Origin of the sequence: Chromobacterium haemolyticum, from assembly GCF_002081825.1 — a bacterium.
Classification (GTDB): Bacteria; Pseudomonadota; Gammaproteobacteria; order Burkholderiales; family Chromobacteriaceae; genus Chromobacterium; species Chromobacterium fluminis.
Genome location: NZ_MUKU01000002.1, coordinates 37716 through 51895, shown reverse-complemented (window position 1 = coordinate 51895; position 14180 = coordinate 37716). Strand labels below are relative to the sequence as shown.

General features: G+C 64.8%; 12 protein-coding genes. 1 reads left to right on the top strand and 11 read right to left on the bottom strand.

From position 1 onward, the window contains the following. From truA to leuC, 11 genes are all read right to left on the bottom strand, one after another. On the bottom strand, nucleotides 1-792 hold the full coding sequence (gene truA, locus B0T39_RS01495) for a tRNA pseudouridine(38-40) synthase TruA (RefSeq protein WP_081544480.1): 792 nt from the start codon (nucleotides 790-792) through the stop codon (nucleotides 1-3). Between the two features lie 228 nt (nucleotides 793-1020). Beyond that, a complete protein-coding gene (locus B0T39_RS01490) occupies nucleotides 1021-3444 on the bottom strand; it encodes a type IV pilus assembly protein FimV (RefSeq protein WP_141111037.1) in 2424 nt (807 codons plus the stop codon). A 301-nt stretch (nucleotides 3445-3745) separates the two neighbouring features. Further along, nucleotides 3746-6028: a FimV/HubP family polar landmark protein gene (locus B0T39_RS01485; protein ID WP_254894464.1), complete on the bottom strand. Its 2283-nt coding sequence runs from the start codon at nucleotides 6026-6028 to the stop codon at nucleotides 3746-3748. A 218-nt stretch (nucleotides 6029-6246) separates the two neighbouring features. Then, nucleotides 6247-7257: an aspartate-semialdehyde dehydrogenase gene (locus B0T39_RS01480; RefSeq protein ID WP_081544478.1), complete on the bottom strand. Its 1011-nt coding sequence runs from the start codon at nucleotides 7255-7257 to the stop codon at nucleotides 6247-6249. Nucleotides 7258-7409: 152 nt separating this feature from the next. Beyond that, nucleotides 7410-8522: an aspartate-semialdehyde dehydrogenase gene (gene asd / locus B0T39_RS01475; protein WP_081544477.1), complete on the bottom strand. Its 1113-nt coding sequence runs from the start codon at nucleotides 8520-8522 to the stop codon at nucleotides 7410-7412. 181 nt (nucleotides 8523-8703) lie between these two features. Beyond that, nucleotides 8704-9768 carry a 3-isopropylmalate dehydrogenase gene (gene leuB, locus B0T39_RS01470; RefSeq protein WP_081544476.1) on the bottom strand — a complete coding sequence of 355 codons (1065 nt, stop codon included), beginning with the start codon at nucleotides 9766-9768 and terminating at the stop codon, nucleotides 8704-8706. Nucleotides 9769-9781: 13 nt separating this feature from the next. Then, a complete protein-coding gene (locus B0T39_RS01465; protein ID WP_141111036.1) occupies nucleotides 9782-10093 on the bottom strand; it encodes a hypothetical protein in 312 nt (103 codons plus the stop codon). Next, complete coding sequence (locus B0T39_RS01460; RefSeq protein ID WP_081544474.1) at nucleotides 10090-10869, bottom strand: class I SAM-dependent methyltransferase; 780 nt, start codon at nucleotides 10867-10869, stop codon at nucleotides 10090-10092. Before B0T39_RS01460 ends, B0T39_RS01465 begins: the two co-directional genes overlap by 4 nt. Before the next feature lie 13 nt (nucleotides 10870-10882). After that, complete coding sequence (gene leuD / locus B0T39_RS01455; protein WP_081544473.1) at nucleotides 10883-11521, bottom strand: 3-isopropylmalate dehydratase small subunit; 639 nt, start codon at nucleotides 11519-11521, stop codon at nucleotides 10883-10885. A gap of 92 nt (nucleotides 11522-11613) precedes the next feature. Beyond that, on the bottom strand, nucleotides 11614-11751 hold the full coding sequence (locus B0T39_RS01450; RefSeq protein WP_081544472.1) for an entericidin A/B family lipoprotein: 138 nt from the start codon (nucleotides 11749-11751) through the stop codon (nucleotides 11614-11616). A gap of 19 nt (nucleotides 11752-11770) precedes the next feature. Beyond that, nucleotides 11771-13177 (bottom strand): 3-isopropylmalate dehydratase large subunit, encoded by a 1407-nt coding sequence (gene leuC, locus B0T39_RS01445; protein ID WP_081544471.1) that lies wholly within the window; start codon nucleotides 13175-13177, stop codon nucleotides 11771-11773. Nucleotides 13178-13347: 170 nt separating this feature from the next. Here leuC and B0T39_RS01440 point away from each other — a divergent pair, with 170 nt between their 5' ends. Beyond that, entirely contained in the window at nucleotides 13348-14127 is a 780-nt protein-coding gene (locus B0T39_RS01440; protein WP_081544470.1) for a helix-turn-helix transcriptional regulator, read from the top strand. Nucleotides 14128-14180: the final 53 nt, after the last annotated feature.

The window sequence follows — 14180 nt, the reverse complement described above, 5'->3', positions numbered from 1 at the left end:
TCATCTCCACAAGGCCAGCCGCGCGGCGTCCGCCTGCGACGGCAAATCGTATGTTTCCGGATAACCCACGCCGGTCAGGTACAAGCCGTCCGGCATGAAGGTGGGCGGCGCGAAGGTGCGGTCGCGCGCCGCCAGCAGCCCCGCCACGTCTTCCGCGCGCAAAGCGCCCTTGCCGACATAGACCAGCGCCCCGACGATATTGCGCACCATATGGTGCAGGAAGGCGTCCGCCAGCAGATCGAAGCGGATCAGGCCGTCTTGCTCACTGATGTCCAGCCGCTGCAAATCCTTGAGCGGCGATTTTGCCTGGCATTCGGACGCTCGAAAGCTGGAAAAATCATGCCGCCCCAGCAAATGGGCGGCCGCTTCCCGCATCGCCTCAACATCCAAGGCCTGATGAAACCAGCCCATCTTGCCGGCCAGCAAACAGGGCCGCACCGGACTAGTCAGCAGAAAATAGCTGTAACTGCGGGAAAACGCCGAAAAACGGGCATGAAACTCCTCCGGCACCTCTCGCGCCCACACCACCGCCACGTCCGGCGGCAGCAAGGCGTTGACACCGCGCACCCAAGCATTCAACGGCCGCTGCGCTAAGCAGTCGAAATGCACCACTTGCATGGCCGCATGCACCCCGGCGTCGGTCCTCCCCGCGGCCAAGGTGCCAATGTCGGCCACGCCGGCGATCTGCGCGATCGCCTGATTCAATCTGTCCTGAACCGTATTGCCATGCGGCTGAGTCTGCCAGCCGGAAAACGCCCGACCGTCATACTCGATGCCGAGCGCTATCCTCATGCCCACACCTTCTTCAAACACCGACGCGACACGCCGCGTCGTTTCAGCAATAAAGCACTCACTCTACCTTATCCTGCCCGGTTTGCGCCACGACCAAACGATGACGTCTGCTGCGAACGCGCGAGAAAAGCGGCCAACCACGGCATAAGACGCCGTCGAAGAAAAACGAAAGAGCCGGCTCGCGTCAAGCGCGCCGGCCCCTTTTACTCTCGATGCGCTATGGGCGCCTCAGCGGCCGGCCTCCTTCATCAAAGCGTCCGCAGTTTCCTTGTCGCCCATCTCCAGATACAGCTTGGCCAGCTCCATTTTCTCCTCATCCGGGCTCGCCGCAGCTACCGGTGCAGGCGATGCCGCTACGGGCGTCGCGGGTGCGGGTGCGGGTGCGGGTGCGGCAACAGTTGCAAGCTCTGCGGTCGCAGGCGGCTGCGCCGACGCTTCCGCTGCCGGCTCGGGCTTGGCTTGGGCGAACAAGGGATGACCGGGCTCTACGGTCTGGCCGATTTCACACACCCTCATCCATAAGGTACTGTCCTTGCCGAACACGCCCTTGGCCGTGGTGGCCTCGGCAATGAACATCTGCTTGTCCTGCTGGGTGGACAACACCTCCAGCAGTTTGTAGCGCAAATCTTGCCTCATCGGCTCATGGGCCAGGCCTTCGCGCAGAATCTCCAGCGCCTGATCATCACGACCGTAAGCCAGATAGACATCGGCCTCGGCAACGCGGTCCACCGAGGACAGGTCGATGCCGTCGCCCTTCTTCAAAGAGCTCATCAAGGTCGTCAACGGACCCAGCATCGAAGCGCCCGTCGCCGTTCCGCTCAAGGCCGGCGCGGCGGGTTCGGTCTTGCCGCCGCTGCGCTTGCGTCGCGCCAGCAGCAAAGCCACCAGGCCCAGCGCCGCGGCCGCGCCGCCAAGCTTCCAACGCATAGACTCATCGGACAAGACCGCGCCCAATTCATCCGTCCAGCTATTGGCCGCCACCGTAGCCGGCGGGACATTCCCTTCCGCGGGCTTGGCCGCCGGCGGCTTCTCGGCGTGTTCCGGCATAGCCGCCTGCGGTGCGGATGCCGCCGCGACCGGCATCGAACTGACGGCCGCCACCTTGGGTTCCGGTTTCGGCTTGGGTTCCGGCACGGACTCGGGGCCGAGCTCTCTTTCCGCCGGAGCCGGCGCGGCGGCCTTTACCGCCGCCTGCTGACGCTGGTAATCCTGAATTTTCTGTTCCAGCGCCTTGGCGCGCTGTTCGGCTTGCTGCAGGGCCTGGTCTTGCCGCTGCAACATCTGTTGCAAATTCCGCTCCTGCTGCGACGGCGCGGCCGCTTGCCTCGGGACCTCTGCCACTGGAGCCGGTTTGGACGCATCCTTGACGACAGGCGGATGCGCCGGCGCGAGCGGAGCGGCCGGCTTGGCCGCCGATTTGGCCTCTACGGGTTTGTGCTCCTGCGGTTTGGATTCCGGCAGCTTGTGTTCCTGCCGCGCGGCTTCCGGCTGCTTGCGTTCCGGAGGCTTCTGCGCCGGAGGCTGATGCTCCTGCGGCGCGCGCGCCTGGGGCTTGCTTTCTTGCTGCACGCTTTTCTCAGCCGCGCGGGCCTCGGGCGAAACCGCCGATCGCTTAGGCTCCGCGGCGCGGGCGGCGCTCTGACCACGCAACTGCCACTCGGCCGGATACTCCAGAGCCACTCCTGCGCGCAAGCGATTGGCGTCGCCCGCGATGAAGGCCTCGGGATTGCCTTGCAATAGTTGCTGCGCCACCCCGCCCGACTCCCCGCCGCCGCGCACGCGGCTGGCGATGCCGGACAGCGTGTCGCCCTTGAGCACCCGATACACTTTCAAACCCTGCGTCTTGGCGACAGGAGCCGGCTTGGCCGCCGAATGCGGGTCCAGCAATACCGAGTAGTTTTTCTGCGCCTTGAGCTTGCCGGCGGCCACTTCCAGCCGAAAGGCCAGCATCGGCTCGCTTACCGGCTGCTCGGTGCGCAGTTGCACATTAAAGCGGCCTTTGGCCACTTTCTCGATATGGGGCACGATGGAAGCCACCAAGCGCACTTGCTGAGCGCTGGGCTCGCCCTGAGCCGCCACCGCGAACAGCGCCAAGCGCGGCGGCTCCGTCTGCTCCAAGGCGCTGCCCTGCAAGCTCAGTTCCAGCAGCAAGGGCTCGCCCAAGCGCGAACGCAGTCGGGCGTCGCTCAGGCCCAGCGAATCCAAGCGCGGCGAGGCATCGACGCCGGCCAGCGGCTTCTTCCCCTCCTCCCGCACCGGCGCGGGCTTGTTCCGCGGTCCATCGCGGCGATAATCCACCTCGAACTCGCGCACCAACCTACCCGCTGGCCAACTCAGATCCACAGCGAAACGCAGCAGTGGCTCCGGATAACTGGCGGCACCCTTCACTTGGATTTTTTGAACATTGCCGTCCGGCTTGCGGACGATGGAAAACTGCAGATTGCCGGCGGAACTGCTGTAAGTGGACAACAGCGGATAGCGGTTGCGGTCAGCCAGGCCCACCAGCACATTGTCCGAGGGCTCCTCGTCCACCACGGGGATCTCCGCCAGGAAAGGCTCTCCATCGGCGGACAATACCCGTATCGGCCCCAAACCGGCCGTAGCGGCCGCCGCCAGGCCCAGACCGGCCAGCAGCGACGCGATTTGACTCATGCGTGTCTTGAAAGACATGAACGAATTTCCCCACCCTCATTCTTCGAAGCCACCGTGCCGCTTGCCTTTGCCGGCAGCCGGGTCTCGACAGGCTCTTATAACGTTTTAATTATTGCAACGAAACTATACAACAGCCACTTAGCGAGGATAAATCGGGTGTCCCCGTCTCATTGCATCCAGGCAATGGCCAAAAAAGCCACACATTTTCCGGTTTTTCGCCTAAAAACCACGCACCGGCGCGGGATCGTCAAGCGGCGGGAGGAGTTGCCCCGTCCCGCCGCGCATCGTCGTCGCCTCTATCTCAAGCGCTGATCGTTGCCAGCAAGGCCTCGGCCTCCGCCTTGAGCGGCCCCTGCGCCTCGGCGATCAAATCCTGCAACACTTCTTTGGCGCCGTCGCGATCGCCCATGTCCAAGTAAACCTTGGCCAGATCCAGCTTGGTGGCCAGTGGATCGTCCAGCACCGACATGCCTTCGGCCTGCGCCGGCGCTGCCGTTTCTGTGGCCGGCGTCTCCGCCAGCATATCTTCGTACAGAGACTCGAAACCCGCGGATGGGGCCGCTGGCGCAGCTTGCGTCTCGGCTGCGGCCGGCGCTTCCGCCGCCATGCCCTCCAGATTGAAGTCGAAGTCCAACAAATTGTTTTCCGCCGGCGCCGCAGCCGCAGCCTCCGGCTTGGGCTCCGCCGCGGGCGGCTTCAGCTCCGCGTCCAGATCGAAATTGAGCAGATTGGCTTCCTCTGGCTTCTCCTTCTCCTCTACCTGGGGCTCCGCGAGCAAGGCGGCCAGCGGGTCGTCCTGCGGCGCGGCAGCTTCCTGCACGGCGACGGGCTCAGGCGCGGCAGTCGGCGGTGTTGCTTCCGGCTCGCCGAACAGCTCTTTATCCAGATCAATGCTACCCGGACTAGATACCGGCGCGGGCGCGGCTTCGATGTCCTCGCCCTCGCCGTCGGACAGATAGAGCGAGTTGGTCGGGTCTATGGAACGCCCCATCGCCGCTGCCTTGGCCCAGATTGGCCCATGGCCGTCGAAGGTGGCGTGCATTTCCCGCGCCAGTTTTTCAAAGCTGGCGACATCCGGCCGCGCCGCGTAGATCTCCATCAACTTCAGCCTCACCTCCTGACGCGACGGGTCTTTGGCCAGCGCGTCCTTGAGGATGTCCTCTGCCTGCACATCGCGGCCGTAGGCGATGTACACCTCGGCTTCCGCTACAGGATCAACCTCGGCCGCATCGATGGCGCCGGCCGCCTGGGTGAAATTGCTCATGAAGGAGTGGCCGCCGCCCACCGACGGCGGCTCTATGCCGGAAGACGCGCCGCGGCTCAAGGCGGCGCTGGTATTGTTGGCGGACAGCGACAAGGGCTTGCCGCCCTTGCGCCGGCGCGCCAGCAGCAGGCCCAGCGCGCCCAACAGACCCAGGCCGGCCACGCCGCCGCCCACTAGCGGCAAATGATCGATCACCTTATCCAGCAACGACGGCTCCGGCGGCGGAGGAGGCGCCGCCGGCTTGGCCGCGGGCTTGTGCTCCGCCGGAACGGGCTTGGCTGCAGGAGCCGGGGCCGGCGCGCTGGCGGCGTGCGCGGGAGCGCTGGCGGCGACAGGTTGCGCCATCGCCGCGGCCGGGGCGGAACTAGGGCTGGAACTGGGCATGGCCGGCAAGGACTTGCCTGCCTGCAGGGCTTTCAATTGCTCTTCCAGCGCGCTGATGCGCGCCTCCGCGCTCTTCAGCGCTTGCTCGCGCGCCGCCACCTGCTGCTCAAGGTCGGTCAGCTTGCCGCCGCCCGGCTCGCTGGGCACCAGCTTCAGCACATCGGAGCCTGCTTTCGCTTCAGCCGCCGGCGCCGCTGGCTGACTGCCAAGAATACTGGCCACCTGGGCGGCGCTCAGGGATTTGATCTTGCGGCTGGCGGGCACTTTCAGTACCGCGCCCAGTTTGAGGCGGCTGACGTCGCCATCGACAAAGGCGTCGGGGTTGGCCTGGGCCAGCGCGGCCATGGTCTGGTCCAGCGTGGCGCCGCGCGGCCGCACCTTGCCGGCCAGGCCGCGCAGGGTGGAACCGGACTTCACTTTGAGAATGCCTGGCTGCGGCCGCGCGATGGGCGCGGCGTTGCCGCGATAGCGGCTGGACAGATTATTGTCGGCGTAGCTGGGCACGTCCTGCACGATATTGGCGGACGGGGAAGCCATCGAGTAGTTGCTGGGATCCAACAACACCGTGTATTCGCGCACCGCGCGTCCCGACGAAGTCTTGGCTTCCACCACGAAACGCAGATAGGGATCGTTGATGGGTCCGGAAGAACTGATGCGTATCATCGCCCCGCGCGAGCTGGGCGCCACGCTGAAGCGCAGCATATTGAGCACCGTGGCGTAATCAACATTCAAGTCCTGAAATGTATCCGCCCCGGCCAGCCCTATCCTAGCGCTTTCCAACTCCGCCGCCCTTACTCCGGTCAATTCGATATCGGCGCGGAACGGCTCGCCCAGATTGGACCTGACGTTGATTTTCCCCAGCCCTGCCCAGGCGCTGGCGGAGCAGGCCAAAGCCACCGCCAGAACGCCGATTCTGATTTTTGCCTGATGTGTCACTGTCAACCTTCCGGCACGTTTATCTTGATTTTATTTGCGCTGGCCCAGCGGGCGCAGACGGTAACTGTTGCAATCTTAGGCCCTGCCGCTGTTTTTAGCTAGATTTCATAATGGCGCTGTTTGCGCGCGTTTTTCGACTCCATCATGAAACAGGGCGGCACTCTCGCGAATGCCGCCCTCTGTCCGCGCCGTGCGCGGCGTCGGCCAAACCGCTTAAATCAGATCAAACCATTCTGCTTTAACAGGGTTTCAGCAATATTCACGCAATTGAGCGCCGCGCCGGCCTTCACATTGTCGGCGGCCAGCCAGAAACTCAGCGTCCGGCCCTTGCCGCGCAGACGGCTGACCCACACCGCTTCATTGCCGGTAGCCTCCATCGGCGTCACATAACCGCCCAGCTTGTCAGCGGCCACCACTTGCAAGCCTGCCGCAAGCAGACGCTTACGCGCTTGCTCCATGTCAAATTCATGTTCGAATGCCACATTCACCGCCCACGCGTGGCCGAAGAACACCGGCACCCTCACGCAGGTGGCTTCCACTTGCAGTTGCGGCAGCGCCAACAAACGCATCAACTCGCGCTCTACCGAGCGTTCTTCTTCGGACGCGCCGTCCGCGTCCAGCGCGCCGATCTGCGGCAGCACATTGAAAGCGATGCGTTTGTCGTAGACCCGGCTTTCGGTCTCGCGCTGAGAGAACAGCGCCGTAGTCTGATCCGCCAGCTCTTCCATCGCCGCCTGGCCGCTGCCGGACACCGATTGATAGGTGGCCACAGTCACGCGCTGCAAGCCCAACGGGCGCAGCGCCGCCAGCGCCAGCGCCAGCGGCGTCACCGTGCAATTGGGCACGGAGGCGAGCGCGGCTTCGCCGGCGTCCGCCAGCACAGCGCCGTTGATGGCGGGAATCACCAGCGGCACGCTGTCGTCCTCGCGGAAGGCGGAGCTGAAATCCACCACCGCCGCGCCGGCCGCGCGCGCCAGCGGCGCGTACTCGCGCGCCAGTTCACTGCCGGCGGCGAAGATGGCCAGCGCCACGTTTTCGAAGGCAAAACCGTCGATCGGATGCACATCCAGTTCCAGGTTGCCATAGGCCGCGGTTTCGCCTTCCTTGTCCGCCGTGTCCACGGCAAAGACCCGGCCCACGGGCAATTGGCGCTGGGCCAGCAGTTCCAGTACCGCCTGGCCCACCAGGCCGGTGGCGCCGACTACGGCGAGCTGAATAGAGTTCGACATCGTTTTACTTTCTCAATCAATCATTGCAAACAGAATACCGCACGCAAAAAAGGGCACCTAGGTGCCCTTTTCAACTCGGCCGCGCTTTTAAAGAGCGACCCGGCAGTAGGAGCCCGCCAGCGCGGACCCCAGGCTGCCGCCATTCTACCCTGTCAACGCTCGATCAGGATACGCAACATGCGGCGCAGCGGTTCGGCCGCGCCCCACAGCAGTTGGTCGCCCACGGTGAAGGCGGACAGGTATTCGCCGCCCATCGCCATCTTGCGCAAGCGGCCCACCGGCGTGGCCAACGTGCCGGTCACCGCCGCCGGGGTCAGCTCGGCCATCGAGGCCTCGCGAGTGTTGGGAACCACCTTGGCCCACGGATTGGCGGCCGCCAGCATGGCTTCGATCTCGTCCAGCGGCACGTCGCGCTTGAGCTTGATGGTCAATGCCTGGCTGTGGCAGCGCATCGCGCCCACGCGCACGCACAAGCCGTCAACCGGCACCGGGTTGGCGGAGCGGCCCAGGATCTTGTTGGTTTCCACGCCGCCCTTCCATTCTTCCTTGGATTGGCCGTTGCCCAGGTCCTTGTCTATCCAAGGGATCAGGCTGCCGGCCAGCGGCACGCCGAAGTTCTGGCTGGGGAAATCGTCCGCGCGCAGGAAGTCCGACACTTTGCGGTCGATGTCCAGAATGGCGGACGCCGGGTCCGCCAGCAGGCCGGACACCTGGGCGTTGATCGCGCCCATGCCCGACAGCAGTTCGCGCATATTCTGCGCGCCGGCGCCGGAGGCGGCCTGATAGGTCATGGAGGTGGCCCACTCCACCAGATCGTTCTGGAACAGGCCGCCCAGCGCCATCAGCATCAGCGACACGGTACAGTTGCCGCCGACGTAGTCCTTGACGCCGCGCGCCAGGCCCTGCTCGATCACCGCTTTATTGACCGGGTCCAGGATGATGATGGCATTGTCTTCCATGCGCAGCGCGGAAGCCGCGTCCACCCAGTAACCGTTCCAGCCGGCGGCGCGCAGCTGCGGGTAGACTTCATTGGTGTAATCGCCGCCCTGGCAGGTGACGATCACGTCCATGGTCTTGAGTTCGGCGATGTCCTTCGCGTCTTTCAGCGCCGGGGCGTCGCGGCCGATATCGGGGGCTTTGCCGCCCACATTGGAAGTGGTGAAGAACACCGGCTCGGCGATCACCGCAAAATCGTTCTCTTCGCGCATGCGCTGCATCAGCACGGAACCCACCATGCCGCGCCAACCTACAAAACCTACTCTCACTGGGTTTCTCCTGATATCTGTCTGTCAAATCGTCGCGCCCGCCTGTTACGGCGGGCGGCTGTAATGTTGTCACCCCATTGTGCAGCGCGATAAAGCGCCAAGCAATGGGGTATTTCGTTTTTATTGTATTCAAATCAGAACAGACGGTTCGCCCGGCGCAAGCCGGGTGAACCACTGCCATTTACAGCGCCGACACCACCGCATCCCCCATCGCCGAGCAGCTGACTTTCTCGCAGCCGGCCTCGTAGATATCGGCGGTGCGCAGGCCGCGCGCCAGCACGGTTTTCACCGCGTTTTCCACCCGCTGCGCCGCGTCTTCCAGGCCAAAGGTGTAGCGCAGCATCATCGCCACGGACAAGATGGTGGCCAACGGATTGGCCAGGTTCTGGCCGGCGATGTCCGGCGCGGAGCCGTGCGAGGGCTCGTACAGGCCCTTGTTGTTTTCGTCCAGCGAGGCCGACGGCAACATGCCGATGGAGCCGGTCAGCATCGAAGCCTCGTCTGACAGGATGTCGCCGAAGATATTGCCGGTCACCATCACGTCGAACTGCTTGGGATTGCGCACCAGCTGCATCGCCGCGTTGTCCACGTACATATGGGACAACTCCACCTGCGGATACTCCTTGGCCACGTCTATCATCACCTCTTTCCAGAACTCGGTGGTTTCCAGCACATTGGCCTTGTCCACCGAGCACAAGCGCTTGTTGCGCTTCATCGCGATGCCGAAGGCGACATGGGCGATGCGGCGCACCTCGCCCTCGCTGTAGCGCATGGTGTTGTAGGCCTCGCGTTCGCCCAACTCGTTGACGGCGATGCCGCGCGGCTGGCCGAAGTAAATGTCGCCGGTCAGTTCCCGCACAATCATGATGTCCAGGCCGGACACCACTTCCGGCTTCAGCGTGGAGGCGTTGGCCAGCTCCGGGTACAGGATGGCCGGCCGCAGATTGGCGAACAGGTTCAAATCCTTGCGGATGACCAGCAGGCCGCGCTCCGGCCGCAGCGGACGCTCCAGCTTGTCGTAGGCCGGGCCGCCCACCGCGCCCAGCAGCACCGCGTCGGATTCGCGGCACAGCTTCTGGGTGAACTCGGGATAAGGCTGGCCAAAAGCGTCGTAGCCGGCGCCGCCCAACGGGGCCTGCTCGGTTTCGATCGGCAGGCCGTCCTTGCGCAACACTTCCAGCACGCGCTGTGCCTGAGCGATGATTTCCGGACCGATGCCGTCACCCGGCAGAATGGCGATTTTCATGGTGTTTTCCTTTTCAGTCTTGATGACCGCGCCGGGTCAGCCGCTCAACCAGCGCCCGCTCGCAACATTTGAATACGATATAAGCCGCCATCGCGGCATAGCCGGACACCAGCAGTTCCAGCAACTGGCGCAGCGCGCCATCCATCGCCGCCTGCCAGCCGGCGTCCAGCCACAGCTTGAAATTCAATTGCAACAACAGGGCCAGATTGACCGTGCCGGCGCCGAACACCAGAAAGCTCAAGCCCAGCAGCGCAAAGGCCCAGCAGGGGTGGCGATGCAGCCAGGCCATCGCGCCGCGCCGGTCCTCGCCGCGGGCGGCGTTCATGGCCTGGCCCACAACACCATCACGTCGGAACTGAAACTGCCGTCCGCCTCGATGGCGAAATAATCTCGCACCTCGCTGCCCATGCGCTGTTGCAGCAGGCGGACGGCCGCGGCCATCTCCGGCGGCGTGCGCATGCGCGCTGTCCAGGCGTCGAAGACCAACCGCAGCCGCTGACGGCGCAAGCTGTCCACCGCGAAGCCGGCCTCGGCCAGCATCGTCAGCCATTCCCCGCCGCTGTAATTGCGCACATGACTGGAATCCCGTAGCACTTCCACCGCCTGCAAATGCGTATCCAGCAAGGGCTGTCCCGGTGACATCACGTCTACCAACGCCAGCCGGCCGCCCGGTTTCAGCACCCGCCGCGCCTCGCGCAACGCCAGGCCCACGTCGCCCCAGTGATGGGCGGAATAGCGGCTGAACACCAGATCGAAATCGCCGTCGGCGAAGGGCAGCCGCTCCGCCGCGCCCTGCTGCGTGCTCAGATTGTCCAGGCCGCGCCGGGCCGCTTCCGCCGCCACCACCTCCAACATGGCGGCCGACAAATCGTAAGCCACCACCTCCTGCGCCGCCTCCGCCACCTGAAAGCCCACATGGCCGGCGCCGCAGCCCAGGTCTAGCACCCGCGCCGCGCCATGCTCCGCCGCCGCTTGGCGCAGCTCGGCGAACTCCGCGCCTTCCGCATGCACCTGGCTGCTCAGATAGGCGGCGGCCTGGCCGCCGAACTGCTGCTCCACGTGCTGCTTATGCGCGTGGCCGCCCTGCTGTAGCGCGCTCATCGCCGGCCGCCGTTCAGGCGAACAGCCACGGCTGCTCGCCGCGGCGCTTGGCTTCGAAAGCCTTGATTTCGTCCGCGTGCCGCAAGGTCAGGCCAATCTCGTCCAGGCCGCCCAGCAGGCAGTGCTTGCGGTGCTCGGTGATGTCGAAGGCAAACACCTCACCGGCCGGCGTACTGACCGTCTGCGCCGCCAGGTCCACGGTCAGCTGATAGCCTTCGGCGGCCGCGCATTCGCGGAACAGCTGATCCACCGTGTCCGCCGCCAGCACGATGGGCAGCAGGCCGTTCTTGTAGCAATTGTTGAAGAAGATATCGGCGAAACTGGGCGCGATCACCACGCGGAAGCCCTGGTCGTCCAGCGCCCACGGCGCGTGCTCGCGGCTGGAGCCGCAGCCGAAGTTCTCCCGCGCCAGCAACACCTGCGCGCCCTGATAGCGCGGCAGGTTGAGCACGAAGTCCGGGTTCAGCGGCCGCTTGCTGTTGTCCATGCCCGGCTCGCCGTGGTCCAGATAACGCCATTCGTCGAACAGATTGGGGCCGAAACCCGAGCGCTTGATGGATTTCAAGAACTGCTTGGGAATGATGGCGTCGGTATCCACATTGGCGCGGTCCAAGGGACAGGCCAAACCGGTCAGGGTAGTAAATGCTTTCATCGTCAATGCCGTTTCCGGGCGCTGGCGCCCGCTTTCATTAGAGAGTGCGAGGAGGCAACCGCCCCGGCTTCCGCCGGGGGCGGGCCGCCGCATCACATTTTGTTGGACACGTCCTTGGCGGCGTTTTCAATCGCCTGCCCGCCCTTGGACACGTCCTGGCCCACGCCCTTCACCGTATTGCAAGCGCTCAGGGTCAGCGCGGCCAGTACCAACAACAGCAGTTTTTGCATGATTCTCTCCTTGGAACGGTTACAACGAACGCACATCGACGAAATGACCGGTGACGGCGGCCGCCGCCGCCATCGCCGGACTAACCAGATGAGTGCGGCCGCCCTGCCCCTGACGGCCCTCGAAATTGCGGTTGGAGGTGGACGCGCAACGCTCGCCCGGCAGCAGGCGGTCCGCGTTCATCGCCAGGCACATGGAGCAGCCCGGCTCGCGCCACTCGAAGCCGGCGGCCAGGAACACCTGGTCCAGACCCTCGGCCTCCGCCTGCGCCTTCACCAGGCCGGAGCCCGGCACCACCAGCACCTGCTTCACATTGGCGGCCTTGTGGCGGCCCTTGGCCACGCTGGCTGCCTCGCGCAAATCCTCGATGCGGCTATTGGTACAGGAGCCGATGAAGACGATGTCCACCGCGATGTCGTGGATGGGGGTGTTGGCCTGCAAACCCATATAGCTGAGCGCGCGCTCAATGCCGCTTTTCTTCACCGGATCGCTTTCCCGCGCCGGGTCCGGCACCGCGCCGTCGATATCCACCACCATCTCCGGCGAAGTGCCCCAGGTCACCTGCGGCAGGATATCCTCGGCGCGCAGCAGCACTTCCGCGTCGAATACGGCGCCCGGATCGGAACGCAAAGTACGCCAATACGCCACCGCCTGCTCCCACTGCTCGCCCTTAGGCGCAAACGGCCGGCCTTTTACATAATCGATGGTCTTCTGGTCCGCCGCCACCATGCCCGAGCGCGCGCCGGCCTCGATCGCCATATTGCACAAACTCATCCGGCCTTCCATAGACAGGCTCTCGATGGCCTCGCCGGCGAACTCGATTGCATAGCCGGTGCCGCCGGCGGTGCCGATCTTGCCGATGATGGCCAGCGCCACATCCTTGCCGGTGATGCCGCGGCCCAGCTTGCCGTCCACCCGCACCAACATATTCTTGGATTTCTTGGCCACCAGACACTGCGTGGCCATCACATGCTCCACCTCGGAGGTGCCGATGCCATGCGCCAGCGCGGCGAAAGCGCCATGGGTGGAGGTGTGGCTGTCGCCGCACACCACCGTCATGCCCGGCAGCGTGGCGCCCTGCTCCGGCCCCATCACGTGGACGATGCCCTGGCCCTTGTCCTTGAACGGGAAGTACGCCAGCGCGCCGAAGGCCTTGATGTTGGCGTCCAGCGTTTCCACCTGCTGGCGCGAGATCGGGTCCTTGATGCCCTCGTCCCAATGATCGGTGGGCGTGTTGTGGTCCGCGGTGGACACCACCGAATCCACGCGCCACAGCGGGCGACCCGCCAGCTTCAGCCCCTCGAACGCCTGCGGGCTGGTCACCTCATGCACCAGGTGGCGGTCGATATACAGCAAGGCCGTGCCGTCCGCCTCCTGGCGCACCACGTGGCTGTTCCATAATTTGTCGTACAAGGTCTGTGCGGTCATGGTGTTTGCTCGAATCCGGTTATTCAACTTGAGACTGCCGCCGGCGCCGCGGGTTTCCGCGCGCCGGGCACAAGGCTCTGCTCCGTGGACTTATCTTGGAGCCAAACTTTCCCGGCAACAAGCCAGTTGCTTATACTAGTAGCGATACTAATACCCAGAGCCCTACGCCCATGACCGCCAGCAAAGACAGCGCGCCGCTGGGCCAATTCATCCGCGCCCACCGCGAGCGCCTGAGCCCGGAACAAGCCGGCCTGCTGCCCGGCCTGCGCCGCCGCGCCAAAGGCCTGCGCCGCGAAGAAGTGGCTGCGCTGTGCGACATCAGCACCACCTGGCTGACCTGGATAGAACAAGGCCGCACCCAATCCGTGTCCGCGCCCACCCTGGCCCGGCTGGCCGAGGCCTTGCGCCTGACCGCCGCCGAGCGCGACTACCTGTTCAATCTGGCAGGCCTCAAAGACCCGGAACCGGAATGGCGCGGCCCGTCCGAACAGGCCAAGGCGCTGTTAAAGCAGGCCACCGCCCATATCGATTCCCCCGCCTACGTGCTGGACGCCGAATGGCGCGCCGTGGCCTGGAACCCGCCGGCCCAAAGGCTGTTCCGCGACTGGCTGGGCCGACCGGACGCCAGCCGCAGCCTGCTGGACTTCATCTTCCTGGCGCCGGAAGCGCGCAGCTTCATCGACCAATGGGCCGAGCGCGCCGGCCGCATCGTCGCAGAACTGCGCGCCGATCTCAGCCCGCGGCTGAATCAGCCCGCCATGGCCGCGATGATTGCGGCGCTGGAAGCAAAAAGCCCGGAATTCCGCCAATACTGGCAACAGCAGGACGTGCAAGGCCGCGAAGGCGGCAGCCGCGTATTCCACCACCCCAGCGCCGGTCGCATCGAGCACCAGCAAATCACCCTCAAACTGGCCCAGGCGCCGGAGTACAAGCTGGTGATGCTGCTCTGAGCGCATGCCGGGGACATGGCCATTTCTTTATATTGAACGCTCCCGGGTTTGGG

What these genes read in the sequence shown, in the direction of transcription:
- truA (WP_081544480.1), bottom strand. Translation starts at nt 792, where the DNA reads ATGAGGATAGCGCTCGGCATCGAGTATGACGGTCGGGCGTTTTCCGGC.
- B0T39_RS01490 (WP_141111037.1), bottom strand. Translation starts at nt 3,444, where the DNA reads ATGAGTCAAATCGCGTCGCTGCTGGCCGGTCTGGGCCTGGCGGCGGCC.
- B0T39_RS01480 (WP_081544478.1), bottom strand. Translation starts at nt 7,257, where the DNA reads ATGTCGAACTCTATTCAGCTCGCCGTAGTCGGCGCCACCGGCCTGGTG.
- leuB (WP_081544476.1), bottom strand. Translation starts at nt 9,768, where the DNA reads ATGAAAATCGCCATTCTGCCGGGTGACGGCATCGGTCCGGAAATCATC.
- B0T39_RS01465 (WP_141111036.1), bottom strand. Translation starts at nt 10,093, where the DNA reads ATGAACGCCGCCCGCGGCGAGGACCGGCGCGGCGCGATGGCCTGGCTG.
- B0T39_RS01460 (WP_081544474.1), bottom strand. Translation starts at nt 10,869, where the DNA reads ATGAGCGCGCTACAGCAGGGCGGCCACGCGCATAAGCAGCACGTGGAG.
- leuD (WP_081544473.1), bottom strand. Translation starts at nt 11,521, where the DNA reads ATGAAAGCATTTACTACCCTGACCGGTTTGGCCTGTCCCTTGGACCGC.
- B0T39_RS01450 (WP_081544472.1), bottom strand. Translation starts at nt 11,751, where the DNA reads ATGCAAAAACTGCTGTTGTTGGTACTGGCCGCGCTGACCCTGAGCGCT.
- leuC (WP_081544471.1), bottom strand. Translation starts at nt 13,177, where the DNA reads ATGACCGCACAGACCTTGTACGACAAATTATGGAACAGCCACGTGGTG.
- B0T39_RS01440 (WP_081544470.1), top strand. Translation starts at nt 13,348, where the DNA reads ATGACCGCCAGCAAAGACAGCGCGCCGCTGGGCCAATTCATCCGCGCC.